The organism is Bacillus cereus group sp. BfR-BA-01383 (assembly GCF_022663495.1).
In the GTDB taxonomy this organism is placed as follows: domain Bacteria; phylum Bacillota; class Bacilli; order Bacillales; family Bacillaceae_G; genus Bacillus_A; species Bacillus_A cereus_AU.
The window spans coordinates 38247-64745 of the sequence record NZ_JAKUFP010000005.1; the positions used below are offsets into that span (position 1 = coordinate 38247).

The following is a 26499-nucleotide window of genomic DNA, read 5'->3' on the forward strand; positions in this document are numbered from 1 at the left end:
AGAGAGGAGGATGCATAGCATATTGTAAAAATAGAGATAAACAATGAAAAAGTGCTATGCAAATGAAAAGTATGAAGGGACGTTTAAGGCCAGGTGATACGGTAGCAATTGGTTTAATGTTATTTGCATTATTTTTAGGAGCAGGAAATTTAATTTTCCCGCCAGTTTTAGGTCAACAGGCAGGAGAGAATGTTTGGATTGCTACAATTGGATTCCTTGTAACGGGAGTCGGATTACCCCTATTAGCTGTAACAGCTGTCGCGTTTGTAGAGGGGGACTTGAAAGCGTTATCTTCTAGAGTTCACCCTATATTTGCGTTTATATTTCCACTCATTAGTTATTTAGCAATTGGACCATTCTTCGCGATCCCGCGAACTGGAGCTGTTTCGTTTGAAATGGGTATGAAACCATTTTTATCAGATGCAATGGTTTCAGAGTGGTACATGCTATTTCTTTACACTGTAGTCTTCTTTGGAATTACGTGGTATTTATCATTAAATCCATCTAAATTAGTGGATTGGTTCGGGAAATTTCTTACCCCATTATTAGTATTAATTGTTGCTGTTATTGTTGGAAAGGCAATAATCGATCCGATTGGAGAACCAGCTGCGCCGTTAGCTGCTTACAAAGAAAATGCTTTCTTTGGTGGATTTATTCAAGGATATTTAACGATGGATGCAATAAGTGCGCTCGTATTTGGAATTGTCGTTGTGCAGGTTATTCGCTCTAAAGGGATAAAAGAGAGTAGCCAAATTGCAAAAATAACTGTTGTATCAGGGATTATTGCTGTACTTGGTTTAACGTTAATCTATTTATCACTTGCTTATCTTGGTTCAACAAGTACATCACTTGGTGTCTCAGAAAACGGTGGTCTTATTTTAACGAATGTTGTAAATGAGTTATATGGGACGAGCGGTAAGATTTTATTAGCACTTGTAATTACACTTGCATGTTTAACAACTTCTGTTGGATTAACATCTGCGTGTGCAGGGTTCTTTTCAAACTTATTCCCGAAATTTTCACATAAAACGATTGTAACGTTAGTATGTGGATTTAGTTTAATTGTATCGAATCTAGGATTAACACAATTAATCACAGTCACTTTACCAGTGTTAATGATCATTTATCCAGTTGCAATTGTATTAATCGTTCTTTCGTATTTCCATAAGTGGATAGGAAAGCGTAATACAATTTATATTGGAGCAATACTAGGTGCATTGTCTGTTAGCTTATTTAATGGTTTAGAAAGTGCGAATATCAAAATTGACGCAATTTCAAATGTACTACAAATGTTACCTTTATATAAAGAAGGAATAGGGTGGTTAGTCCCAGCGTGTATTGGTGGTGTGCTCGGTTTCTTCTTCTATAAATCAAATGAATCAAGTGAAATGCAAAAGAAAGGTGCTTAGGCGCCTTTCTTTTTTTTGAAGGGGATTTTTGTATTTTGTCTAAGTAATAAGTTGGGAGGAATGATAAAATGGCTAATTTTGAAGATTTTTTAACTTTAGATTTACGGATTGGAACAGTTACACATGCAGAGGAATTTAAAGAAGCGAGAGTTCCAGCAATTAAACTAGAAATTGATTTTGGGGAGCTTGGGATAAAACAATCAAGTGCTCAAATTACGAAGAGATACAATCCAGAAAATTTAGTCGGTCAACAAATCGTTGCGATTGTAAACTTTCCGGTGAAGCGTGTAGCTGGATTTAAATCGGAAGTGCTCGTATTAGGCGGAGTCCCTGAAGCTGGAGATGTTGTGTTGCTTCAGCCTAATATGGAACTGCCAAATGGAACGAAAATTAGTTAGTAGGAAAGTAGGTGTTAATATGGATATTGGACGAGAATATTTACAATGTGCCATTTCGAATTTTAAAGCAACAAAGAATCAAGGAGAACGGGTGCTTTCCCAATTATCATATGAACAAATTATATGGTCTTCTCATGTGGAAACAAATAGCGTAGCGATTATTATTAAGCATTTGCATGGTAATATGCGTTCCAGATGGACGGATTTTTTAACATCTGATGGTGAAAAAATAGATCGTAACCGAGATGGTGAATTTGAAGGAGGATACAGTTCAAAACAAGAAGTTCTTGCTGCATGGCAAGAAGGGTGGGAGTATGTTTTTAAAACGATGGATAATTTAGTACCAGAGCAGATTTTGCAGAAAGTATACATTCGCGGAGAAGAACACACTGTCATGCAAGCGATTGAAAGGCAAATCTCTCATTATGCTTTACATATTGGACAAATCATTTACATTGGTAAAATGTTAAAAGAAAATGAGTGGGAGTGTTTAAGTATTCCTAGAGGTCAGTCTACCCGTTATTTAGAGAAAAAACGTTCAACATAATAATATGAAAGAAATCGATATGAGATAGGAAGTAAAAAAACAAGCCAAATGATAGATGGCTCTGTAATCATAAGAATGCTGCCAACAATAAGTCCATACATAATAAGAAAGATACAAAAAAGTGTATTCAAAGGAATAAAATGAGAGATGAACAGTTGCTGTTGTTTAAAACAATTGTTGTGAAATAAATGAAAATGGAAGTACCGTGTAGTGATAATAAGATCTTTCTTTCTTGTAATTCTTTTTTTGCATGTATGACAGATGAACGGTGGTCGCATTTCATTATACTCCATTTTTTATATTTGTTAGTTTCGTAATAATGTGAGAAAAAAGTAGGTACAAAGTGTATATGCCTATATATGCTCCTGCGATAAGAAAAAAAGGGTTGAGTAATATTCCATGAATGCTTGTCATGAAAACAAGATTTTGTATTAGAACGTCATATATATTAATAGAAAGAATTGTTCCGATTGTATACAATGCGAAGTACGCGCAAATATGTAATACGATACGAATTTTAGGGTGTTTAGCAAACAAATAAAACATAAATGATAGAGCGATTGGTAATATTCCGATTAATAGCTTCAATTCATTTCACCTCATTAACAATATGGCCGGAATTTAGACGGTCTATTCTCTAAAGCTTGTACATAACTTGAAATAGAGAGGGTGATAGTATGAATCGAGGCTTTTTTTATGTGAAATTAACAAGCATGCGCAAATTGATTTTATTCGTCATTACTACGGTATTAGCGACTTTTTTTCTCATTAGTATGATGGTAACTTCTTTGAAAGAGACGAAGTCAACGTATTTATATAACTGGTTAAATGAGTTGTCAATGAACGGGTACATGTACGTTCTTGGGAAAGAGAATCATTATTTTACACAAGAATATCGGAATTTAAATCAAGACTTTTCGATTTCTTCATTTCTCTTTTCTATGGCTACGAATATTCGTTTTGATGATGTACGTAGTTTTGTTGGAAAGGAACTCCCGGGGTTTGGTAAGTATGATACGGAAATCGTTATAGCAGGTGAAGGGACAAATTATTCCAACTTACCAATAGAGTCAAGTGTTCCTCTTGAAGAAGTAGTGAAAGAACGTACTGGAGAAACTGGACAAGTCCCTAAGCCTGATTCGAATAAAGAGAAGAAACAACCAGCTCAAACGACTGGGAAAAGACAAGTTGCATTTATATATCATTCGCATAGCTGGGAATCATACTTGCCATTACTTAATTTAACAAATGATCCAAATCCGAATAAAGCGACAAGTTCTGCAACGAATATTTCCATAGTCGGCGATCGATTTCGTGAACAGTTAGAAAGCGAAGGTATAGGTGCTACTAACGATAAGACTGATGTCGGTCAAAAGTTGATAAGTAAAGGGTTAAACAGTAATAGTTCATACAAGCTGTCACGAGAAATTGTACAAGAAGCGATGGCTGGTAATAAAGAACTTCAATACTTTTTTGATTTACACCGTGATAGTGCACGGAAAAATGTTACAACAAAAACAATTGGAGATAAATCATATGCAAAACTTGCATTCGTGATTGGGAAAGGTAACAAAAACTATGAAAAGAACTTACAATTAGCAACGGCTTTACATGAGACGATTAATAAGAAATATCCAGGGGTGAGCCGAGGGGTAATTCAAAAAGGCTTTCAAACAGGGAATGGTGTTTATAATCAAGACTTATCAGGCCAGGCGATTTTAATTGAAGTTGGTGGCGTAGATAATACAGATGAAGAATTGAATCGATCAATTGATGCTCTTGCTAAAGCATTTGGAGAATATTTTTGGCAAGCTGAAAAAGTGAATGGATAAACGTAAGTGAGAAGCTTACGTTTATTTTTTTTGAGCATAAGTTATGGTCAATAAGACATGTCATATTATAGACATAATTTCCTATCATTATAGCAATATCGAAATTTGTCTATTTATAGTAAGGAATTTAGAAAGGTATTTTCGGAAGAGTAGAGAAAGTCTTTTTACAAGGAAAAATTTTATATTATGAAATTGGTAGGGTGATTCAGGTGATTAGGGAAATCAAAGTAGAAGATGCAGCATCATTTTTGCAATTAAGTAAGCAATTAGATGAAGAAACGAAATTTATGTTATATGAACCAGGAGAAAGAACAGCTACAGCCGAGCAACAAGAACAAATGATACATCGATTTATAGAAAATGAAACTGCAACAATATTTGTAGCAGTTGAAGAAGAGAGAATAGTAGGATTTATTTTAGTGAATGGAAATAATATTCAAAGAAAGAGACATGTGGCAGCCATTGTAATTGGTATTTTGCAAGAGTATAGTGGGCGAGGTATTGGGACGAGATTGTTTAAAGAGGTTGAGAAATGGGCAAAATTACATGATGTATGGCGTTTAGAATTAACGGTAATGGCCCACAATACAAGAGCTCAGACACTATATAAAAAAGTTGGATTTGAGAAAGAAGGTGTCAAAAAAGCTGCTCTTATTATCGATGGGAAGGACATCGATGAGTATGAAATGGCCAAATTATTAAAATAAGAGGTCGTTATATGAAAAAAAGATGGATACTAATTGGTATCGTGGCGGCGATACTCATTGTCGGAGTAGCAGGAATTAATTATAAAATGTATAAGGATAAGCAGGCGCGAGAAGTGAATGTAAATAACATATTTCCGAAAGCAAAAGAAACGATTGCTAATATGGATGGAGAGATTGCGGTAATTAGCAATCCGAATTCGATGCTGGTACTTGTGAATAAAAGTAGGCGTTTACCAGATGGGTATAGACCGCCAGATTTAGTTATTCCGAAAGTACGTTACTCTAGTGAAGGTGATCAAGAAAAGAAAAAAATGAGAAAAGAGGCAGCTCAGGCGCTTGAGGAGATGTTTCTACAAGCTGATAAGGAACGAATTTTTCTTTTTGCAGTCTCTGGATTTAGATCTTTTGATCGACAAAAAGCATTAAATACGATGTATAAAAAACAAGATGGAGAAGCAAAAACAGCGATGTCTAGCGCGGTTCCTGGTACGAGTGAACATCAAACTGGACTAGCTATGGATATTACATCTCAATCTGCTAAATTTCAGTTAGAGACAGTCTTTGGAGAAACGAAAGAAGGACAGTGGCTTTCTGAAAATGCTCATAAATTTGGTTTTGTAATTCGATATACAAACGAGAAAGAATCAATTACGGGCTATCGGTATGAACCTTGGCACGTAAGGTATGTGGGGAATCCACAAGCTACATATTTATATGAAAATCAACTGACGCTTGAAGAAGTAACAGAGTGAAAAATTGAGGGGAGAGCAGTATAATGACGATGTTATATAAGAAAAAGGTACACGCATATATTACAAGAGAAAAAGATGGGATTATGCAATTACTTGTTTTTAAACATCGTGATATACCTGAAGCTGGTGTCCAAGTACCGGGTGGAACAGTTGATGAAGGGGAAACGTTAGAAGCAGCGGTGTTACGTGAAGTGCAAGAAGAATCTGGATTACGCCATTTTTGTATCGAGCGCTTCCTTGCCGATTATATTACTTATGTAAAAGAAAAAAAGGAATATCAAAAACGTCATTTTTTCCACATTTCATTATTAACAGGTGTAAAAGATACGTGGGAACATATAGTAAGTGCCGGTGAAGAAGACCGAGGGTTAGTATTTTGTTACGAATGGGTGGATATTACGAAATGTCCTGAATTAGCCGGTAAACAGGGTGAATTTTTAAATTTTCTTGATGAGATATGTGTAAAGTAATAAAAGGGTCTGAAGCGGGAAAATATTCGTTTCAGACTTTTTTTATTTTTCGGGAAATTAAAGGTTATTAAATTGGTGAGTGGAATTCCTTTAAAGGAATTGTAGTTGTTGTTTATGTGAGGAGCGGAGAAAATGAAAAAAGTAATAGATACACTTCGTAAATAAAAAGACGTATAGAAGGGGAATGAAAATGGAAATACAGTTCAATACATTTTTGCAAAAAGAATTAACAATTCATGATATACAAACAGCGATGGAAGATGGGAAGTTAACTTCAAAAGAATTAGTCATGTATTACCTTCATAGAATTGCGAAATATGATCAAGATGGACCGAAAATTAACTCTATTTTAGAAATCAATCCAGACGCTATTTTTATTGCAGAAGCATTAGATCATGAAAGAAAGATAAAAGGTGTAAGAGGCCCATTACATGGTATACCTGTTTTACTTAAAGACAATATTGAAACGAATGACTCAATGCATACAAGTGCAGGTACAATTGCACTAGAACAAAATATAAGTAGTGAAGATGCATTTCTCGTTACAAAACTACGAGAAGCAGGAGCGGTGATAATAGGAAAAGCGAACATGACAGAATTAGCAAATGCAATGTCTTTTGAAATGTGGGCTGGATATAGTGCAAGAGGTGGTCAAACAATCCATCCATACGGAACGGGCAAGGATGATATGTTCGTTGGTGGTTCAAGTACAGGGTCTGCGGTAGCAGTTGCCGCTAATTTTACAGTATTATCTGTTGGAACAGAAACGGATGCTTCCATATTGAGTCCAGCTGTTCAAAACTCTGTAGTAGGAATTAAACCGACTGTGGGTCTCATTAGTCGTAGTGGAATTATTCCATTCACTTATTCACAAGATACGGCAGGACCATTTGCTAGAACGGTAACAGATGCGGCTATTTTGCTAGGGAGTTTAACTGGATTGGATGAGATGGATGCAGCTACTCACAAAAGTGAAGGAAGGGCAGAGCAGAATTATACAAAATATCTTGATGTTAACGGCTTAAATGGAGCGAAGATAGGTGTATTTACCAATGCAGCAAAAGAATATTATGAATCTGGTGAGTACGATGAAAAATTGTTTAAGGAAACGATCCAAGTATTACGTAATGAGGGAGCCACGGTAGTAGAAGATATTGATATTCCGTCTTTTCATAGGGAATGGAGTTGGGGAGTTTCGCTTTATGAGCTCAAGCATAGCCTGGATAATTATCTTTCTAAACTACCTTCTACAATTCCAGTACATTCTATTTCGGAGCTATTGGAGTTTAATAAAAACATAGCAGAAAGAGCTTTGAAATATGGACAAACTAGGTTGGAAGTAAGAAAAGATTTTCCTAATACGTTAAGAAATCCAGAATATTTAAATGCCAGATTAGAAGATATATATTTTTCACAAGGACAGGGTATTGATTTTGCGTTGGAAAAATATAATCTTGACGCGATACTGTTCCCTTCCTATATAGGGTCTACTATATGTGCGAAAGCAGGTTATCCGTCTATAGCAATACCTGCGGGATATATGGAAAGCGGGAGACCTTTTGGAATTACGATTGCAAGTACTACCTTTAGCGAGGGGGTATTAATTAAATTAGCTTATGCTTTTGAACAAGCGACAAAACATAGAAAAATTCCCAACTTGTCATGAATAGAATATAAAATAGGACAGGAATTCCTGTCCTATTTGTTTTATTGATTAAAGTGAAATATCTTTCTGCTTTGTCTTATGATGCTTTAATAAACGAAAAGATAAACAAGCAGAACATAAAATAAGAAAAGAAGCGATGATATAAATTGTACGAACGCCAAATGTATCTGTAATAATTCCAACGCTAAGCATAGATAATCCAGAGGCTGTTGAAAGAAGAGCACCGTGTGCTGTATACATTTTTGATAATAAAGGAGGGGCGACACTGGATTGTAGAACTGTCGTTTGAGAAATATCTCTAATTTGATAACATGGCCCCATTAGAACGCAAAGAAACAGGGCAATAAATGCGTTACTTGTAATGCCAAATAAAAATGTAAGAATACTAAATAAAAGAGAGCCAATCGCCATGGAGCGTATTAAATTATTTTGAATATATGAACTCATTTTCCATGCTAATAGACCACCGATTAACGTGCCAACATAATAACTTGTATTAATATATCCCCACCATTCCTCACCTTTATGAAGAATCGTCGTTACGTATGCCATCGTAATAGCACCAATCCATATTGTTCCTGCGAAAGTTTCAATTAAGTCCATCAGTGTAACTGTGCGCAAAGAAGGATGTTGAAATAATAGTTTCCATCCTTCTAATAAAGCAGTCTTTTTTGAAGAGGAGGTCTCTGTTTCTCGTTCAGTATGTATAGAACGCAATGAAAAATGCAATGCAACACATCCCAAAACCATCAAAATATTATTAATCATGAGTGTAGAAGTAGCACCAATGAGAAGAACAATAATACTTGTAAATGAATAAGCAGCGGCTTGCACAATTTGTGTTGAAAAAGAAAAGATACTATTTACTTTTACTAATTTTTCTTTTGGTGTAAGGCGCGGAAGAATACCATATAATAATGGAGCGCTCCAGCCACTACATAATGAAATGAAAAAGATGAAAATTAATAGTGCTACAATGTTTGTGGAAAGGACCGGAAATAATAGCATTAATAAAATTAATAGAACAGTTTTTGTCCATTGTAATGTAAAAAGTAATGAATAAGATGAAAAACGATTGATTATAAGTGGTGCAGATGTATTTGCTATAAGATTAGTCATGACTTGTAATAATGGAAAAAGGGCAGTTAACGTAGCTGACTTAGTTGTGATATAAATATGAGTTGTAATAATCATTATGTATACGATGTCAGCGAGAGTAATGCAAATTTTAGAACCTAAATAGTAAGCTAGTGAACGGTTTCTCAATAAGAATACCACCTTCATAAAAAATAATACTTCAGTAGTTAGAATAATTATAATTTGAAAATTAAATTTTCGAAAGAATTAAATTTTTTGTCACATTTTGAAAGGAATTTTCATGTATAATGAAGAATATATTAATATAGTATTTTATTAATACTTGTTGTAAAAACGAATATATATAATAGCTAGTAGTAAACGCCCCTCTATGAGAAAGGGCGGATAAACCATTCTTTTCTTCATATACATATAGAAAATGAGAAAGAAAGTGAGGGTTGTATATGGCTAGTTGGGTGATTTGGTTTATTATAGCGGGTGTTTTATTTATCGCGGAAATGTTATCGATTACGTTTTACATGCTCTGGCTTGGAATTGGGGCTGTTGTCGGAGGTCTTATTGCTTTGTTTGCTCCTGATGCATTATTTTTACAAGTTGTTGTTGGCGGGATTGTAAGTTTAACATTGACGTTCTTTACGAAAAGAATTTCAAAAAACTTTCGAGAAGCAAAAGGTTTTACTGATACAGTAGATATGCTTGTCGGTAAAAAAGGAATTGTTATGCAAGCGATTACAAACGAAGCGAATGGTATTGTGAAAGTGGATGGAGATACTTGGACAGCTGTTGCAGATGATCCTATTGATGCTGGAGAAAAAGTCGTAGTTATAAAGAGGCATAGTACTATATTACAAGTAAAAAAGGAGAGTGAGTAAATATGGTAGCATTAACGTTAACGATTATATTCGCACTAATTGTAGTTACATTTATCGCATTAACAATTAAAATTATTCCTCAGCAAAAAGTTGGGGTTATTGAAAGATTTGGTAAGTTTCAACGTATTATGCACCCAGGATTAAATATTTTAATCCCGATTGTAGATCGCGTTCGTGTATATCATGACTTACGTATTCAACAAACGAATGTACCACCACAAAAAGTAATTACGAAAGATAATGTACAAGTAGAAATTGATACAATTATTTTCTATCAAATTGTTGAACCAGAACTTGCGACATATGGTATTTCTAACTATGAATATGGTGTTCGTAATATTACTTCTGCAACGATGCGTCAAATTATTGGTAAAATGGAACTTGATGAAACATTATCTGGTCGTGAAAAAATTTCAACAGAAATTCGTTTAGCGCTTGATGAAGCAACAGAAAAATGGGGCGTTCGTATTGAACGTGTTGAAGTAGTGGATATTAACCCACCAAAAGATGTGCAAGCATCAATGGAAAAACAAATGAAAGCAGAACGTAATAAACGTGCGATTATTTTAGAGGCTGAAGCTGCAAAACAAGATAAAGTCCTTCGTGCTGAAGGGGAAAAGCAAAGTAAAATTTTAATGGCTGAAGGGGATAAAGAAGCACGCATTCGAGAAGCTGAAGGTTTAAAAGAAGCAAAAGAATTAGAAGCGCAAGGGGAAGCAAGAGCGATTGAGGAAATCGCAAAAGCAGAACAAAACCGAATTGAATTACTTCGTGCAGCGGATTTAGATGAACGCGTACTTGCTTATAAATCATTTGAATCATTGATTGAAGTTGCAAAAGGACCAGCAAATAAAGTCTTTATTCCGTCCAATGCAATTGAAACACTTGGTACACTTGGAGCAATTGGAGAAATCTTTAAAGAAAAACAAGCGAATAAATTTGATGCAGGTAAAGAACAATAAGATTGAGGAAGAGAAATGGGGTGCCATTTCTCTTTTTATTTTTGATTTTGAGAGTTGGAATTAGTTTCGTGGTTGTTGTGCCGCATGTTTATAATTGATATTTCTCGACATTTTTTATCTTATATCCGCATTTTTTACAGAAAGTAAAAAATATTTAAAATATAGGTTTTAAATATTAATGATATGTAATATGTTTTAAGTGTCTTAGTCAATTTTATATATCAATAGTTATCAAAAGTAGAAAAGAAAGAGCAGTTATTAAGTATTATAGAATTGAGGGGAAGTTGTGAAAAAGGGAATTATTATTTTAATAGGGATTATTATTGTGTGTATAGCTGCGTTTTTTGTGTACGAATCAAAGGAATCAAAAACAAATACAGAACTAAAGCAAACAGAGCCGAAGGAAATAGAACAGAAAAAAGACGAACAAAAAACAACTGTGGATGTGGAGAAATCGGGCGCAAATACAATAGCTAAGGAACTTATTCCAAATCCTAAAGAAGTATCGCTGAAACCCGGTGAAGAAAGGAACGTCACTTTATATTTAAAATTATATGATGAAAAAACAACGAAAGAAAATATGTTTAACCTAGGAGCAGATGAAATAGAGTTTCTATCAGTTAAATCTAGAAACAAAGATGTTGCAGAGGCGAAATTAATGGGAAATGGGCAAGTGAAAATTATTGCAAACGAGTCCCCATCACAAAAAAGTACGGAAATTGAAGTTACTTATAAAAATAAAAAGCAGAATGGAGAATTAACTCGAAAGATCCCTGTCACGATTAAGGATTATGACCCAGATGCAACAAAAGGTTTGGGAGGAATATGGCAGAGTGAAAAAGATAGAACATATTTCTATAAAATCGTTGAAAAAGGTCAGAATACAATTGAAGTTTCCGCAATGGCTTTATATGAAACTGACTACACTGCGCTAGTGAATTTTACAAAGATACAAAAAAATATTTTATCAGGGGAACCAGTTTATCAATCTGTTTATCCTGGTATAACTCTAGAACGAGCTTCAGAATTTAAATTAGAAAAACTTAGTAAGGATAAGATCCAGTTTACTGATGGAAATCACACTGGAACCTTAGTAAGAGCATCAGAGAATACAATGGAGCAAGAGAGAGCAAAGCAAGTAGCACCAAAGTCTGATAGCAACTCAGGAGCAAATCAACCTAATGATACTAAACCTGAAGGGAATCAGAAACCGAATGCAGAGCCTCCAAAGCGCATAAGAACAGTCTATGACAATTCTGATAGCAACAGTAAGATACAGGTCTATGTGGAGTTTGAAAAAAATAGTGAAAATAAAGCTATGGTACGAGTAGAGCAACGCCTAAATAATGAGGATGGCTCACTTCCTTCATTAACTGGAATGTTTGAAACCCAAGCCACAAAGCAAGGCGAAAGCGGTTGGTCATTTTCTTGGCAAGATAACACTGGTACTAAAGGGACGGGAACAATCGCTATTAACGGTGAGAATGCCATAATCGAACTCAAAAGTGAACGGAACAGTTCATCAGAAGGAAAAGGGATTATGCCGCACAAAGCCCAACTGCCCAAAATACATCAATTTGAAAAGCCGTCCTAAAGGACAAGAAAAGTCCCATCTCATACTTATGGATAGGACTTTTCTTATCTGTCACTTTTGAAAGAATTATAGGTTTAGAGTGTTTGGAATTGTTAAGTGAAATAAAGTGCATTGGTTTATTCCAACTGCGGATGTAAATTTACAATTGTCAGTAGGGCAGAAGGTAAGACTCATATGGATCCAGATCTGCCACTCAAAGTTTTAGTTAGTGGAGATACGTTGAGTATTGATGAAGTTCCTCATGAGGGAAGAGTTGCAATAAATGTTGAGGAATATACGGTGCGTGCTATTAAGAAAGGTAATGGTACAATCACTATTGATCTGATGCTGATTTGCGATTGGCAGATGAACTGGGAGTTGACGTGAAGTAAAACAGATGAAGAGAAATGGGGTGCCATTTCTCTTTTTTGTACGTATATTAAGAAAGGCTTGTACATATCCATGTATAAAGAAGGTGATATAGTGAAAAAGTATACAACTCGTATACATGGGAAAAAGCTAATCTCGTTACTCTTTTTATATGCAGTAATAGTAATCATTATTGCGTCGATTTTGACGTCACTTTTACATACAATGAAATCGAATTATGCGAATCAATGGTTTGGAAAAGTATCTATGCAAGGTTTTGTTCAAATGATAGAAAGTGAGAATCGCTATTACGGATTTGATTATTTTAAGCAAAATAAACGAGAATCGATTGGGAATTTAATGTTCTCTATTGCGACAGATTTGAAAATTAAAGACTTAAGAACATTTGTCGGTAAAGAAGTACCTGGTATGTCCAAATATTATTCTAACATTATCGTAGCTGGGGAAGGGACAAACTTTACGAATATCCCAAATGAATCTAGTGTACCGATTGAAGAAGTAACGAAAGATCGAGAAGTAGCAAAAGACAAAGTTACAGAAGCGGAAAAGAATAATCCGGTACAGAAAAAGAATGGAACGCAAAAAGGTGAAAGTGCAGTATATATTTACCATACACACAGCTGGGAATCCTTCTTTCCATTATTACCAGGGGCAACTGATCCATCTAGCCCAGATGTAAATGTATCTTTACTAGGGAAACGTATGAAAGAGCAACTTGAAGGACAAGGAATTCCGGTAGTTCATGATAAAACGAATATGGGTGATTTATTAGCGAGTAAAAAATGGAAATGGCCGCAATCATATAAAGCGTCTCATGAATATGTAAAAGAAGCATTAGCACAAAATAATAAAATTGCGTTTCCGATTGATATACATCGTGATGATCAGCGCAAGAAAGTAACAACAAAAGTAATTAACGGGAAATCGTATGCAAGATTATATTTTATAATTGGGATGGAAAATGAAGGGCGTGCTGAAAATGAAAAAATTGCAAGAGTAATCAATAGTTATTTAGATGAAAACTATTACGGATTAAGTAGAGGGATTTTTCCGAAGTATAAAAAAGATGGAAATGGGGTTTATAATCAAGATTTATCTAAAAATGCGATGTTAATTGAAGTTGGTGGTGTTGATAATACGTTAGATGAATTATATAACACGATTGATGTGTTAACGGAAGCATTTAGTAAGTATTATTGGAATAATGCAGAGAAAGTGAATGGGTGAGGGGCGGGAGACCGTTCCTTTTTCATGTTTTCTAAAAAAATAATAAGATTTCATAATGTGAAATTAAGGGGAACTTGAACAAATTAAAATTGGTATAATAATTGAAAATTCAGTCATCTAATGGAGTTTCTAAACTTTTTAGTATATTATTATGGGAAATTGGAGGGGAAAGAATGGCAATTAGAACAGGGGAACAGTATATTGAAGGATTACGAAAAAGAAATCCTGAAATTTGGATTGGCGGGAGAAGAGTAACGGATGTAGTAAATGAAGATGTTTTTCGCGAACCTATTTTACAAATTGCTAACTTATATGATATGCAGCACAATCCAGAATATCAGGATAAGATTACTCATATATGCGAAGAGACAGGAGAAAGGGTTTCAAATGCATTTTTAGTACCCAAAGATTATGAGGACTTAAAAGCACGCCGTGAATTATTTGAAGTGTGGGCAAAAGCTACCTTTGGTTTAATGGGAAGAACACCTGATTTTTTAAATGTAACAGTTACTTCAATGGCGAGTAATTCATGGTTTTTTGAGAAGTTCAATTCAGAATGGGGAACGAATATAAAAAATTATTATAAGCATATACGGGATAATGATTTGTTTTTAACACATGCGATTATTAATCCGCAAAATGATCGGAGTAAGGCTTCTCATCAACAAGAAGATGAAACGATGCATTTAGGTGTAGTAAGTGAAACAGCGGAAGGGATGTATGTTAGTGGTGCTAAAATGTTAGCGACACTTGCTCCGATTACAGACGAAGTAATTATATATTCTTATCCGAGTTTTAAACCAGGTGATGAACGTCATGCAATCTCTTTTGCAGTTCCAATTGATGCACCAGGACTAAGAATTCTTTGTCGTGAGCCAATGCAAGATGGAAAACGCTCTTTATTTGATCATCCACTTGCATCAAGGTTTGAGGAAATGGATGCATTACTAGTATTTCATAATGTGTTTATCCCATGGGATAAAGTATTTATTTATCAAAATATAGAAGCTGGGAATCAATTGTATCCTAAAACGGGAATTGGTCATCAACCAGCGCATCAATCTGGGGTAAGAGGATTAGTTAAGCTTTCTTTCGCTGCTGAAGTAGCTATGAAATTAGCAGATTCGATAGGAGTAGATGGATTTTTGAATGTACAAAACCAGTTAGCAGAGCTTATGCAAGATGTAGAAACGATACGTGCACTCTTACAAGTAGCTGAGTATGAATATGAAACGAATCCATATGGAGAAGTTATTCCTGCAAGGTTACCACTTGATACAATACGCAGTTTATTACCTAAAATGTATCCGCGTGCAATTGAGATTATTCAAACCATTGGTGCTGGTGGATTATTAATGTCACCGACAGGTGCAGACTTTATGAATCCCGAAATTCAAGACGATATGGAAAAATACTATATTGGGCGTGAAGGAGTATCTTCTGAGGAACGAGTTCGTTTATTTAAATTAGCATGGGATTTATGTGGAGAAGCTTTTGGACAGCGATTATTACAATATGAGCGTTATTATTCTGGAGATCCAGTGCGTAAAATGGGAATGTTTTATAATGCGTACAAAAAACAACAAACATTTTCCCTAGTAAACAATGCGTTGCAATCGAGTTCATCAGAAGGTGCTTTGAGCTAAATAAAAATGTTTACGCTTACATTTTTATTTGGAAAAGGAAGGAGCAACAGATGATAACAAGAATTTTACTGTTAGGATGTAAATCTTCTTATATTTTTAACAATATCTAAAACTAGAGAACTGTAACTGGAATAGGGGAGGTAAATGATTTGATCGCTTCTATCAGTAAAATTTGTAAAATTCTAAATTGTTTTACGAGCGATGAGCCTGTACTAGGTAATTCTGAAATAGCGGAAAAATTAAAGATGAATGCTAGTACAGTTCATCACCTTGTTCGTACGTTGTGTGCAGAAGGAATGCTCATTCAAGATGAGCAAAGAAAATATAGATTAGGTTGGAAATTGTTAGAGTGGGGAAATCAAGTCATGTTTCAGCAAGAGATTTATAGTGGAGCAATTCCGCTGGTTGAAGAACTGGTAAGAAATTTTAGTGGTACTGTACATATCGGTATGTTTGATCGAGGTGATGTTGTATTTATTTTGAAGGTTTCATCGAAGGAGTCCGTTCAAATTTCAACACATGTTGGATCAAGAGAACCTGCATATTGTACAAGTACAGGGAAAGTACTGCTTTCATTTAATTCATCTTCCTTAGAATATACTTCAGAAAAAGGGCTTTTACCGCGAGCGCCTAATACAATTACTTGCGAAAAACAATTCCAGACAGAGTTACAGAAGATTCGCAAGCAAGGCTATTCAATTAGTGATAATGAAAATGAGCATGGAATGTATGGGATTGCAGCTCCTATTCGATCTTATACCGGGAGAACTATTGCGGCGCTTAATATTGTTGGACCTATATCGTATATGCAGGGAAGTAATCGTGAAATCATAATTCAAAGTGTGATGAATACGGCAAATTTGATTTCGAAGGAATTTGGCTATTTGGAAATTTAACTCTAGAAGAAGAGAGCTGAGAATTATTTATATACATGAGCAGTGTATACCTGAATTAACGAAATCCATTGTCTCAATAGGTGCTTTTGATGGTGTACATAAAGGCCATCAAGCTGTTATTAAAAATGCGGTTGAGAAGGCAAAGGAATTAAAGATAACAAATGTTGTGTATACATTTGATCCACCACCACGCTCTTATTTTCAAGGAGCGCAAATATTAACACCCGTTGAAGAGAAGGTGGAACGTCTTCAAAATCTCGGTGTTGAACATGTGATTGTAATTCGGTTTGATGAGTCATATATAACAAAAAGTGCGAGTTGTTTTGTTCAAGATTTAAAAAGGCTAAACCCTGTAGACATTTATATTGGTCAAGATTTTAGGTTCGGAAAAAATCGAGAAGGTAATATAGAGCTACTAAGAGAACACTTCAATATTTCTATAGTGAAAGATGTTTGCTGTGAAGAAGGTGAGCGAATATCTTCAACGAGAATTAGAAATTATGTATGTCATGGAGAGTTGCAAAAGTCTAGCTCTTTACTCGGTTGGTCTTTTAAAACGATATAAATAGAAGGAATAAAGAGGAGGAAACAATATGTCTAAAACATTGCAATCTTTTAATTTACTAAAATGGATTGATGAGAATAAGGAGTTATTGAAGCCGCCAGTAAATAACAAAGTTATTTGGCAAGATTCGGAATTTATTGCCATGATATTAGGTGGTCCAAATAGAAGACGTGATTTCCACGTAGATCCCTCAGATGAATTTTTCTATCAAATTAAAGGTGAATGTTATGTGGAATGTATTACAGAGGAAGGTAAGCGGGAAGTCGTCACAGTAAAAGAAGGGGATGTATTTATGCTGCCGGCTATGGTACCACATTCACCACATCGCGTTGCTAACACATTTGGGCTAGTAATTGAAAGAAAACGTAGCCAAGGAGAACTTGAGGATTTCGTTTGGTTCTGTGACGAGTGTAATCATGAAATGCATCGTGTACGTGTTCAATTAAATGATATTGAAAAACAAGTAAAAGAAGCAATTCATAGTTTTAATTCAAATAAGGAAATTCGAGCATGTAAAAACTGTGGTTATATTATGCCAGAAGAAGTGGAGGAATGGAAGTGCGAATAGATTTTCATACACATATTATTCCTGAAACTTTTCCAGATTTTGAAGAGAAGTTTGGTGGCGGTCGCTGGCCAATATTAAATCGGACTTGTACATGTGGTGCAAGTATTATGGTCGGAGGGAAAAATTTTCGTGATGTGACAGACCAAGTATGGTGCCCTAAGAAAAGAATTGAAGATATGGACCGTGAAGGTGTAGATATTCAAGTTTTATCGCCAATCCCTGTTACATTTTCGTATTGGGCAAAACTAGAGGAAGCCGAAAGTATGGCACGTATTCAAAATGATTTTATTGCAGAAACAGTTTCAGCACATCCAGATCGTTTTGTAGGGTTAGGAACGGTTCCGATGCAAGATGGAGAAACTGCAATTCGTGAAATGGAACGTTGCATAACGGAATTAAATTTACATGGTATTGAAATTGGCACAAACGTAAATGGTAAAAATTTAGATGACCCATCGTTTATTGAATTCTTTCGAATGGCTGAAAAGTGGCAAGTTCCAATTTTTATCCATCCGTGGGAAACGTTAGGACGCGATAGAATGCCACACCATAATTTTATGTATACAGTCGGTATGCCAAGCGAAACGGCGCTTGCAGCAGCTACACTTATATGTAGTGGAATAATGGAAAAGTTTCCACGGTTAAAAGTTTGTTTTGCGCATGGCGGCGGATCTTTTCCATATATTTTGCCAAGATTAGATCAAGGCTGGAAAGTATGGCCTCATTTACGTTTGACTACACACCCTCCTAGTTATTACGCAAAGAAATTTTATTTTGACTCTTTAAATTATGATCCTATGAATTTGAAATATATGATTGAAAGATTTGGGCATGAAAAGATTTTCATGGGTTCGGATTATCCATTTTTATTGCGAGAAATTGATCCGGGTAGAGTGATTGATGAAACATCTGGTTTATCCGAGGAACAAAAAGCAGCAATGCTTGGAGGAAATGCAGCAGAATTTTTAAATATTGATATAAAAAAACGAGGTGTAGCATATGCAGAGAGTACAAACACCTGAGGATAAATTAAGAGAGTTGGGAATTATACTACCAGCTATTCGCCCAGCGGTTGGAAATTATGTTAGTTGTGTAAAAGTAGGTAACTTATTATTTACTGCTGGACAAGGTGTAGATGAGTATCACGGGAAATTAGGAAAGGATATATCGATTGATGATGGATATAAAGCAGCGAGACAATCCATGTTGAATTTATTAAGTGTTGTGAGAAACGAACTAGGTGATTTAAATAAGGTGAAAAGAGTTGTAAAGCTGCTTGGCTTTGTAAATAGTACGGAGGATTTTATCAATCAGCCAAAAGTAATGAACGGGGCATCTGATGTATTAGTAGAGATTTTTGGAGAAAAGGGAAAACACGCCCGCTCTGCAGTCGGTATGGCTCAATTACCTAATAACACAACAATTGAAATTGAGATGGTTTTAGAAATTGAGGAGTAGGGGGGAAAGACGGTGAACAAAGAATTATTAGCTGACAAAATGAAAGTAAAAGATGCGAAATTGTTTATTGATGGACAATATGTGGATTCCATATGTGGTGAAACGTTTGATACGTTCAATCCAGCGACGAATAGAAAGTTAGCTTCTGTAGCGAAGGCAAATGAAGAGGATACAAAAAGAGCAATTGATGTGGCAGAACGAACATTTAAAAGTGGGATTTGGAGTAAAATGCCTGTTGAAGAACGATCGGATATTTTATGCAAAATGTCGGATTTAATTATGGAAAGAGTGGATGAACTAGCGTATATAGAAACTCTTGATGTTGGAAAACCAATTAAGGAAAGTAAAGGATTCGATATACCACGCGCGGCTAATAACTTTCGCTTCTTTGCTGAAATGGCTAAATATTTGGTACATGAACATTATGACAAACATAATTTTATGTCATATGCAAAGTATGCTCCAGCGGGAGTGACTAGTTTAATTATTCCTTGGAATTTGCCATTTATGCAAATGACGTGGAAAGCATCAGCGGCACTTGCTTCTGGTAATACAGTTGTTGTTAAACCAGCCTCTTATACGCCTTTAAGTGCAGTTATGCTCGGCGAAATTGCAAATGATGCGGGATTACCTCCAGGTGTACTTAATATTATTACAGGTCCAGGGAGTACTGTTGGGACACAAATGACTACACATCCAGCTGTAAGAAGAATTTCATTTGTTGGAGAAAGTAATACAGGAAAAACAATTATGCGTAATGCAGCAGAGAATTTAATCCCTGTTTCATTAGAATTGGGAGGTAAATCAGCAAATATCGTATTTGAAGATGCGGATTTAGATGAAGCGGTACAAGGATCGATTGAAGCTATATATCGGAACCAAGGAGAAATTTGTTTAGCTGGTTCGAGATTACTTGTGCAAGAAAGTGTATATGAACAGTTTTTAGAAAAATTTGTAGCAGCTGTACAAAGAATAAAAGTTGGAAACCCTCTTTCTGAAGATACAGATATGGGAGCACTAGTATCAAAATCTCATTTAGAAACGGTTGATCGCTATGTAGAAATAGGAATTTCGGAAGGTGCAAAATTAGCCTATGGTGGAAAAAGAGTTAAGAGTTTAGTAGAAGGGAATTTTTATGAACCTACTATTCTATATGATGTTGATAATAGTATGCGTGTAGCGCAAGAAGAGATATTTGGTCCAGTTCTAGTTGTTATTCCGTTTAAAACGGAAGAGGATGCAATTCGCATTGCGAATGATTCCATTTATGGATTAGCTGGGGTTGTTTGGACCAATGACCTTAGAAGAGCGCAACGAGTGGTTTCACAAATTGATTCAGGATTACTATGGATTAATTGTTGGTATGTTCGGGATTTACGTACTCCATTTGGAGGTTCGAAGGCAAGCGGGATTGGTAGAGAAGGTGGACGTCATAGTTTTGAATTTTATACGGAAGCTAAGACAGTAACGATGAAATTATAAAGGTGATGTTTAAACTTAAAGTACAAAGAGCTCCCATCTAATATTTATGGAAATAAAGTAGATAGATGGGGGTTAGTTACAATGTGAATATTTAGGGATATATAAATTTAAAAATGAGGTGAGAGCAATTGTTAATTAAAGAATTAGCCGATGAACTAGTACAAGCTGAAAATTCACGTGTAGGGATACTTCCTTTTACTGAGAGATATGATAATTTATCTGTTGAGGATGCTTATAATATTCAACTTGAAGTTGTAGGGAGAAAGTTAGAGAGTGGACGTAGCATAATTGGCAAGAAAGTTGGCCTTACAAGTGTTGCAATGCAACAAATGCTTGGGGTAAATGAGCCGGATTATGGACATTTACTAGATGATATGAAGATAGAAAGTGGTAGTGAAGTTTCAATGAGTTCCTTTGTATCCCCAAAAATAGAGGCAGAAATAGGGTTTGTGTTAGAGCAAGATTTAAATGGGCCTAATATTACATACATTGATGTACTGATGGCAACAAAGTATGTTGTACCTACACTTGAAATCATTGATAGTCGCATTGTTGATTGGAAAATTAAACTGGCTGATACAGTAGCGGATAATGGCTCGTCAGCGAAGGTTGTAATTGGTAATACATTCTCTAGCATCGATAAAGTAGATTTACGTACAACTGGAATGACGCTTTATAAAAATAATAGTTTAATTGCAACGGGTGCTGGCGCGGCTGCATTAGGACATCCAGCACAAGCTATTGCTTGGTTAGCTAATAAGCTTTATGAATTTAATATTGGATTGAAAGCAGGGGAACTAATTTTACCTGGCGCATTATCTGGTGCTGTTTCAGTTCAAAGTGAAGACAACATTCGAGCTGATTTCGGTTTACTTGGATCGGTTTCTGTAACATTCATATAGATTAAAGCGTTGAAAAAAGGGGGGGATAAATGTGGAGAAAGTAAAGGCGGCTATAATCGGATCGGGTAATATTGGCACGGATTTAATGTATAAATTAAGAAAAAGTGAAGTCATAGAGCTAAATGCCATGATTGGAATAGATTCAAAATCGGATGGTTTAAAGCGAGCAAAAGAAGCAGGATACGAGGTTTTTGATAATGGAATACAAGCAATGATTGATAATCCAAGTTTAGCTGATATTGTATTTGATGCAACTTCAGCTAAAGCACATAGTTATCATGCAAAAGTATTAGGAGAACTTGGGAAAATAGTAATTGACTTAACTCCGGCTGCATGCGGACCGTTCGTTTGTCCTGCTATCCGAAATAATGATTTTGTAGATAAGCAAAACGTTAATATGATTACGTGCGGAGGACAAGCAACGATTCCGATTGTTCATGCGATTAATGAAGTGGCAAATGTTACATATGCAGAGATAGTTGCAACTATTTCAAGTTTAAGTGCAGGTCCAGGTACAAGGGCAAATATTGATGAATTTACAATTACGACGAAGCGTGGAATTGAAGAGATTGGCGGAGCAGATTATGGGAAAGCACTTATTATATTAAATCCTGCGGAGCCTCCTATTTTAATGAGAGATACAGTATATTGTGAAGTTAAGTATATGGATGAGGATTCTATTCGTGAAGCAATTCATAATATGGTTGAAGTAGTTAGGGCATACGTTCCAGGTTATTCTCTAAAACAAAAGCCGATGTTTGATGGGAATCGTGTGACTGTATTTTTAGAGGTTGAAGGAGCTGGAGACTACTTTCCTCCTTATGCTGGTAATTTAGATATTATGACGGCAGCGGCATTAAAAGTAGGTGAAGAATTTGCAATGCGGATCATTTCAGAGAAGAATAGAGGTGTAATGAATGAGGCGAAATAGTGAAATACCAGTGAAAATAACGGAAGTTTGTTTACGTGATGGAAGCCATGTAATGAAACATCAATTTACAGAAGAACAAGTTCGATCTGTAACTAGAGCATTAGATGAGGCCGGTATGCATTATATTGAAGTGAGTCATGGAGATGGTTTAGGAGGCTCCACATTACAATATGGAAAGTCATTAGTTAATGAAATGAAGTTGATTGAAGCAGCGGTAGATGAGTGTAAGCAAGCTAAAGTAGCTGTTTTGTTAATTCCTGGTATTGGAACAATCCATGAGTTAAAGCAAGCTGCAAATATTGGTGCGAAACTTGTTCGTGTAGCGACGCATGTAACAGAAGCAGATGTTTCAGCACAGCATATTCAATTTGCGCGTGAGTTAGGTATGGAAGCGTGTGGCTTTTTAATGATGGCACACTCTGCACCGGTTGAAAAGTTAGTAGAACAAGCAAAGCTTATGGAGGACTATGGTGCTGAGGCGATTTATGTAACGGATTCAGCGGGTGCTTTATTGCCTCACGAAGTACGTGAACGTATTCGAGCATTACGTCAATCTTTAAATGTCGAAATTGGTTTCCATGGTCATAATAATCTTTCTGTTGCAGTAGCGAATACAGTGGTGGCAATTGAAGAAGGTGCGACACGTATTGATGGAAGCGTGCGGTGCCTTGGCGCAGGAGCTGGAAATGCCCAAACAGAGGTATTACTCGCTGTTTTAGATCGTATGGGATATAAGCTAGATATAGATTTATATAAGATGATGGACTTAGCTGAGGATGTTGTTGCACCTTTATTGCCAGCACCGCAAGAAATTCAAAAAGGAAGTCTTGTAATGGGATATGCTGGTGTATATTCTAGCTTTTTATTACATGCTGAAAGAGCGGCAAAGCGTTTTGGTGTAGACGCCCGTGATATTTTAATAGAACTTGGGAAAAGAAAAGTAGTTGGTGGTCAAGAGGATATGATTTTAGATGTCGCGGCAGAATTAGCAAAGATAAAAATGGGGGTGTAAAAGATGGCTTTAGTAAAAGGAGCAGATATAGAAATTGTTGACTATTTACTTCAGGCTGAAAAAGATAGAAAAGAAGTAGTGAAAGTAACAGATAAGCATCCGGATTTAACGGTGGATGACGCATATAGATTGCAAAAATGTTTAATTGAACAAAAAATGAACGAAGGTTCTAAAAGAGTTGGGGTAAAACTTGGATTAACAAGTAAGGCAAAACAACAAATGATGGGTATTGATGAAGCGATATACGGATATTTGTTGGAAGATATGTTAGCGTTCGAATGGGAGCCATTACAATACGAAACATTGATTCACCCAAAAGTAGAACCAGAGATTGCCTTTTTAATGGATGAGGATTTACAAGGGACGAATGTGACAGCTGAGGATGTATTAAAGGCAACAAAATATGTTGCGCCAGCTTTAGAGATTATTGATAGTAGGTATTTAAATTTCAAATTTACATTACCTGACGTAATAGCAGATAATTGCTCATCTTCAAAATTTTTGTTAGGAAGTAAGTGGATTGATGTTAAAGATATAGATTTAGCTAATGTAGGGATGGTTATGTCGAAGAATGGTAAGATTGCTACAACTGGAACGGGGGCAGCTGTACTGGGACATCCAGCAGAGGCGATTGCTTGGGCGGTAAACAAACTTGGTTTACAAAATGAAGGGTTAAAGAAAGGTGATATTGTATTAAGTGGAGCATTATCAGAAGCGATTGCTTTCAAAGCAGGAGATTCTATTATTGCACAATTTGATGATTTAGGAAGTATAGCGATGTTTTGTGAATAAAAGGTAAAGCGAGAGATAAAAATGCCCATTATACAAATTCAAATAATAGAAGGTAGAAAGAAGGAGCAAATTCAAAATCTAATATTTGATGTTACAGAGGCGGTTGCGAAAAACTTAGATGTAGATGTTGAAAGAGTGCGTGTTCTGGTGAATGAAATCCCGAGTTCACATTGGGGAGTAGGAGGCAGATCTAAAGCTAGTTTAGATGGAAAATAGTTGGTGATAAAAGCAATTTTCATTCTTTTAGGAATGGGGATTGCTTTTATTATTTTGAAAATTTTTAATAATATGTTAAAATTTAGTCTTGGATTTAAGGAGATAAGGGGGAAGAAACATGCAAATACTACTAATACGACACGGAGAATCCGAAGCGGACATTTTAAATGTACATGAAGGACGAGCTGATTTCGAGTTAACTGATAAAGGGAGACAACAAGTACAAAGACTTGTGCAGAAAGTGAAAAAGGGTTTCGCACCAGATTTCATTTGGGCAAGTACATTAAAACGTGCTCGCGAAACTGGTGAAACATTAGCAGAAGGAATCGGGTGTCCAATTCAATTAGAAGAGGAATTAATGGAGTTCAATAATGGGGTACAAGCAGGTCTGTCATTTGAAGAAGCGAAGAAATACCCTGAGCCGAAGTTTCTTCATGATCGTTTTGAAAATGGTGAGTCATTTATCGAATTTAGAATGAGAATAGAAGGAATCTTTTCTAAAATTGTAACAGAGAATACATATGATCGAATTGCAATTGTTGCGCATGGAGGCGTAATTAATAGTATATTACGTGCATTTTTTAAAATGCCAATTTCAATGGACTATTATTTTAAAATGGGAGATACGGGAATAAGTTTAATTGAAATTGAGGGTGAACACAAAATAGTACATTTCATTAATGATACGAATCATTTGGACGGGATGTAAAGACTTATGTACAAAGTTGTATTTTTCGATGTTGACGGTACGCTTTTAAGCGAGATTGATAGAAGTATGCACGAAAGTACAAAAGAAGCGATACAAAGATTAATAGATAAAGGAATTCACGTAGTTGTTACAACAGGGAGACCGTATAGTTTATGTTCACAATTTAAAGAACTGGGCATAAATACGTTTATTTCTGCAAATGGTGCACATATAAAGTGTAGTGAAGAAGTTATACATAAATCGGTACTTTCTAGTGAAATTGTTCATGATATCTCGGGGTTTGCTGAATTACATGGTCATGGTATTTCTTATTTCACAGAGGATTTTGCAATGAACGGAATGGCCTCGGATAATGAACGTGTAATTCAAGCGCTTAACGAGACGTTAAATTTAGGAAAGTATCCGGAAAAAAGCAGGAGTTTTTCAGAAGAGGTCTATTGTTTATGTCTGTATGCAGATGAAATAGAAGCTCAAAAATTTTTTGAAAGATATCCAACGCTTACGTTTGAACGTTTTCATGGTTATGTTATGAATGTATTGGAAGATAATAAAGTATCAAAATTAACGGCTATTCAAAAAATATTAGAGCATTTAAAAATTTGTAAATCAGAAGCAATTGCTTTTGGCGACGGTGGAAATGATATTGAGATGTTGCAGTATGTAGGATTAGGGATTGCGATGGGGAATGGTAGAGAAGAGTTAAAGAAAAAAGCGGATTACGTTACAAAGAAATCAAGTGAAGGTGGCATATTATTTTCCTTAGAGAAGTTTAATGTCATCTAACATACCTTTATTGAAATAAAGGTATGTTAGGATCTTTAACGTGCTCACATAATAAAATATGAATTTGTCCGCGATGATGATAGACGTGGACAACAATTTCAAGCAACCATTCAAACCGAGAATAAGAAACACCCCAATAGGCGGGCATAACTTCTGCTAATTCTTCATTGGAATAGGATAAAAATGTTTTAGAGAGAAGATTGTATCCTTCAGTCATCGTTTCCTGCATTTGAGCAATTGTTTCAGGTGTATGTTCTATATAAAAGGTATGTAACTCTTTTTCCGTAATACCATTTAAAATGAGTAAATCTGCATGGCAAATAAGAGAAAGATGTGCACATATTTCATATACTGAGCGTTTTGAGTGAAGTGGTTGTATTTTTAAATCGCCTTCACTATATTGGCTAAGCGCATAAATAGAAGTATCAACAGCAACTTTAAGTTGATGCAATGCAGATTGTACAAATATTGAAATTCTCCTCATCTCCATATATAATAGTTTCTTGAGGGTATTATATAATACTTAAAATTCCGAAAATTCTAGTAGTTTGACTAGCATAATGAAAAGTATTATATTGTAAAAGGTCATATGAAACGTGAAATAGAATGGAATGCAATTATTGAGTTAGGAGTTAG

Annotated in this window: 31 protein-coding genes; 27 read left to right on the forward strand and 4 right to left on the reverse strand. The window is 35.5% G+C overall.

All coding sequences use genetic code 11. From position 1 onward, the window contains the following. Positions 1-71 precede the first annotated feature (71 nt). The 3 genes from brnQ4 (at position 72) to MR065_RS07035 (ending at position 2354) form a co-directional block, all read left to right on the forward strand. Positions 72-1409, forward strand: a complete 1338-nt coding sequence (brnQ4, locus tag MR065_RS07025; RefSeq protein WP_087946858.1) for a branched-chain amino acid transport system II carrier protein BrnQ4 — start codon at positions 72-74, stop codon at positions 1407-1409. A 68-nt stretch (positions 1410-1477) separates the two neighbouring features. Beyond that, positions 1478-1807, forward strand: a complete 330-nt coding sequence (csaA, locus tag MR065_RS07030; RefSeq protein WP_098267646.1) for a chaperone CsaA — start codon at positions 1478-1480, stop codon at positions 1805-1807. Continuing rightward, positions 1788-2354: a DUF1572 domain-containing protein gene (locus MR065_RS07035; RefSeq protein ID WP_242213066.1), complete on the forward strand. Its 567-nt coding sequence runs from the start codon at positions 1788-1790 to the stop codon at positions 2352-2354. The genes csaA and MR065_RS07035 overlap by 20 nt, the downstream gene beginning before the upstream one ends. On the opposite strand, the gene MR065_RS07040 is transcribed toward MR065_RS07035, so the two are convergent. Together MR065_RS07040 and MR065_RS07045 are read right to left on the reverse strand one after the other, a co-directional pair. After that, positions 2327-2632: a permease gene (locus MR065_RS07040; RefSeq protein ID WP_242213067.1), complete on the reverse strand. Its 306-nt coding sequence runs from the start codon at positions 2630-2632 to the stop codon at positions 2327-2329. The two genes, MR065_RS07035 and MR065_RS07040, sit on opposite strands and share 28 nt — an antisense overlap. Positions 2633-2636: 4 nt before the next feature. After that, positions 2637-2942 carry a hypothetical protein gene (locus tag MR065_RS07045; RefSeq protein ID WP_098267643.1) on the reverse strand — a complete coding sequence of 102 codons (306 nt, stop codon included), beginning with the start codon at positions 2940-2942 and terminating at the stop codon, positions 2637-2639. An 89-nt stretch (positions 2943-3031) separates the two neighbouring features. Here MR065_RS07045 and spoIIP (MR065_RS07050) point away from each other — a divergent pair, with 89 nt between their 5' ends. The 5 genes from spoIIP (MR065_RS07050) (at position 3032) to MR065_RS07070 (ending at position 7781) form a co-directional block, all read left to right on the forward strand. Continuing rightward, on the forward strand, positions 3032-4186 hold the full coding sequence (spoIIP, locus tag MR065_RS07050; RefSeq protein ID WP_242213068.1) for a stage II sporulation protein SpoIIP: 1155 nt from the start codon (positions 3032-3034) through the stop codon (positions 4184-4186). Between the two features lie 209 nt (positions 4187-4395). Continuing rightward, positions 4396-4893, forward strand: a complete 498-nt coding sequence (locus MR065_RS07055) for a GNAT family N-acetyltransferase (RefSeq protein WP_242213069.1) — start codon at positions 4396-4398, stop codon at positions 4891-4893. Between the two features lie 11 nt (positions 4894-4904). Next, entirely contained in the window at positions 4905-5645 is a 741-nt protein-coding gene (locus tag MR065_RS07060; protein ID WP_242213070.1) for a M15 family metallopeptidase, read from the forward strand. 23 nt (positions 5646-5668) lie between these two features. Further along, positions 5669-6115 carry an NUDIX hydrolase gene (locus MR065_RS07065; RefSeq protein WP_242213071.1) on the forward strand — a complete coding sequence of 149 codons (447 nt, stop codon included), beginning with the start codon at positions 5669-5671 and terminating at the stop codon, positions 6113-6115. A 190-nt stretch (positions 6116-6305) separates the two neighbouring features. Continuing rightward, the gene (locus MR065_RS07070; protein WP_242213072.1) at positions 6306-7781 is read left to right on the forward strand and encodes an amidase family protein; all 1476 of its coding nucleotides are present in this window, start codon (positions 6306-6308) and stop codon (positions 7779-7781) included. Between the two features lie 48 nt (positions 7782-7829). Here MR065_RS07070 and MR065_RS07075 read toward each other — a convergent pair whose 3' ends face one another. Next, positions 7830-9065 (reverse strand): MFS transporter, encoded by a 1236-nt coding sequence (locus tag MR065_RS07075; protein ID WP_242213073.1) that lies wholly within the window; start codon positions 9063-9065, stop codon positions 7830-7832. A gap of 257 nt (positions 9066-9322) precedes the next feature. On the opposite strand from MR065_RS07075, the gene MR065_RS07080 reads away from it, so the two are divergent. The 19 genes from MR065_RS07080 (at position 9323) to MR065_RS07170 (ending at position 25863) form a co-directional block, all read left to right on the forward strand. Further along, positions 9323-9751, forward strand: coding sequence for an NfeD family protein (locus MR065_RS07080; protein ID WP_242213074.1), 429 nt, complete (start codon positions 9323-9325; stop codon positions 9749-9751). 2 nt (positions 9752-9753) lie between these two features. Further along, positions 9754-10713, forward strand: coding sequence for an SPFH domain-containing protein (locus MR065_RS07085; RefSeq protein WP_242213075.1), 960 nt, complete (start codon positions 9754-9756; stop codon positions 10711-10713). Positions 10714-10999: 286 nt separating this feature from the next. After that, positions 11000-12307 carry a hypothetical protein gene (locus MR065_RS07090; RefSeq protein ID WP_242213076.1) on the forward strand — a complete coding sequence of 436 codons (1308 nt, stop codon included), beginning with the start codon at positions 11000-11002 and terminating at the stop codon, positions 12305-12307. A gap of 174 nt (positions 12308-12481) precedes the next feature. After that, positions 12482-12673, forward strand: a complete 192-nt coding sequence (locus tag MR065_RS07095; RefSeq protein ID WP_242213077.1) for a hypothetical protein — start codon at positions 12482-12484, stop codon at positions 12671-12673. A 96-nt stretch (positions 12674-12769) separates the two neighbouring features. After that, on the forward strand, positions 12770-13903 hold the full coding sequence (gene spoIIP, locus MR065_RS07100; protein ID WP_313895154.1) for a stage II sporulation protein P: 1134 nt from the start codon (positions 12770-12772) through the stop codon (positions 13901-13903). A gap of 173 nt (positions 13904-14076) precedes the next feature. Beyond that, positions 14077-15549 (forward strand): 4-hydroxyphenylacetate 3-hydroxylase family protein, encoded by a 1473-nt coding sequence (locus MR065_RS07105; protein WP_242213079.1) that lies wholly within the window; start codon positions 14077-14079, stop codon positions 15547-15549. Positions 15550-15698: 149 nt separating this feature from the next. Beyond that, positions 15699-16445 carry an IclR family transcriptional regulator gene (locus MR065_RS07110; protein WP_098267633.1) on the forward strand — a complete coding sequence of 249 codons (747 nt, stop codon included), beginning with the start codon at positions 15699-15701 and terminating at the stop codon, positions 16443-16445. A gap of 16 nt (positions 16446-16461) precedes the next feature. Further along, complete coding sequence (locus MR065_RS07115) at positions 16462-17010, forward strand: FAD synthetase family protein (RefSeq protein WP_242213223.1); 549 nt, start codon at positions 16462-16464, stop codon at positions 17008-17010. 28 nt (positions 17011-17038) lie between these two features. Next, a complete protein-coding gene (gene nbaC / locus MR065_RS07120; RefSeq protein WP_016088202.1) occupies positions 17039-17578 on the forward strand; it encodes a 3-hydroxyanthranilate 3,4-dioxygenase in 540 nt (179 codons plus the stop codon). Further along, positions 17563-18600 (forward strand): amidohydrolase family protein, encoded by a 1038-nt coding sequence (locus MR065_RS07125; RefSeq protein WP_242213080.1) that lies wholly within the window; start codon positions 17563-17565, stop codon positions 18598-18600. The genes nbaC and MR065_RS07125 overlap by 16 nt, the downstream gene beginning before the upstream one ends. Then, on the forward strand, positions 18578-19036 hold the full coding sequence (locus tag MR065_RS07130) for a RidA family protein (RefSeq protein ID WP_098267631.1): 459 nt from the start codon (positions 18578-18580) through the stop codon (positions 19034-19036). The genes MR065_RS07125 and MR065_RS07130 overlap by 23 nt, the downstream gene beginning before the upstream one ends. Before the next feature lie 12 nt (positions 19037-19048). Then, positions 19049-20518 carry an aldehyde dehydrogenase gene (locus tag MR065_RS07135; protein WP_242213081.1) on the forward strand — a complete coding sequence of 490 codons (1470 nt, stop codon included), beginning with the start codon at positions 19049-19051 and terminating at the stop codon, positions 20516-20518. 128 nt (positions 20519-20646) lie between these two features. Further along, complete coding sequence (locus tag MR065_RS07140; RefSeq protein ID WP_242213082.1) at positions 20647-21420, forward strand: 2-keto-4-pentenoate hydratase; 774 nt, start codon at positions 20647-20649, stop codon at positions 21418-21420. A 31-nt stretch (positions 21421-21451) separates the two neighbouring features. Next, positions 21452-22351, forward strand: coding sequence for an acetaldehyde dehydrogenase (acetylating) (locus MR065_RS07145; RefSeq protein WP_242213083.1), 900 nt, complete (start codon positions 21452-21454; stop codon positions 22349-22351). Beyond that, positions 22338-23363 (forward strand): 4-hydroxy-2-oxovalerate aldolase, encoded by a 1026-nt coding sequence (gene dmpG, locus MR065_RS07150; protein ID WP_242213084.1) that lies wholly within the window; start codon positions 22338-22340, stop codon positions 23361-23363. The genes MR065_RS07145 and dmpG overlap by 14 nt, the downstream gene beginning before the upstream one ends. Before the next feature lie 3 nt (positions 23364-23366). Then, a complete protein-coding gene (locus tag MR065_RS07155; RefSeq protein ID WP_097905840.1) occupies positions 23367-24155 on the forward strand; it encodes a 2-keto-4-pentenoate hydratase in 789 nt (262 codons plus the stop codon). 15 nt (positions 24156-24170) lie between these two features. Next, positions 24171-24371 (forward strand): 4-oxalocrotonate tautomerase, encoded by a 201-nt coding sequence (locus MR065_RS07160; RefSeq protein ID WP_313895155.1) that lies wholly within the window; start codon positions 24171-24173, stop codon positions 24369-24371. Between the two features lie 118 nt (positions 24372-24489). After that, the gene (locus MR065_RS07165) at positions 24490-25080 is read left to right on the forward strand and encodes a histidine phosphatase family protein (RefSeq protein WP_242213086.1); all 591 of its coding nucleotides are present in this window, start codon (positions 24490-24492) and stop codon (positions 25078-25080) included. 6 nt (positions 25081-25086) lie between these two features. Further along, on the forward strand, positions 25087-25863 hold the full coding sequence (locus tag MR065_RS07170; RefSeq protein ID WP_242213087.1) for a Cof-type HAD-IIB family hydrolase: 777 nt from the start codon (positions 25087-25089) through the stop codon (positions 25861-25863). A gap of 7 nt (positions 25864-25870) precedes the next feature. On the opposite strand, the gene MR065_RS07175 is transcribed toward MR065_RS07170, so the two are convergent. After that, positions 25871-26332, reverse strand: a complete 462-nt coding sequence (locus MR065_RS07175) for a DinB family protein (protein WP_242213224.1) — start codon at positions 26330-26332, stop codon at positions 25871-25873. Between the last annotated feature and the right edge of the window lie 167 nt (positions 26333-26499).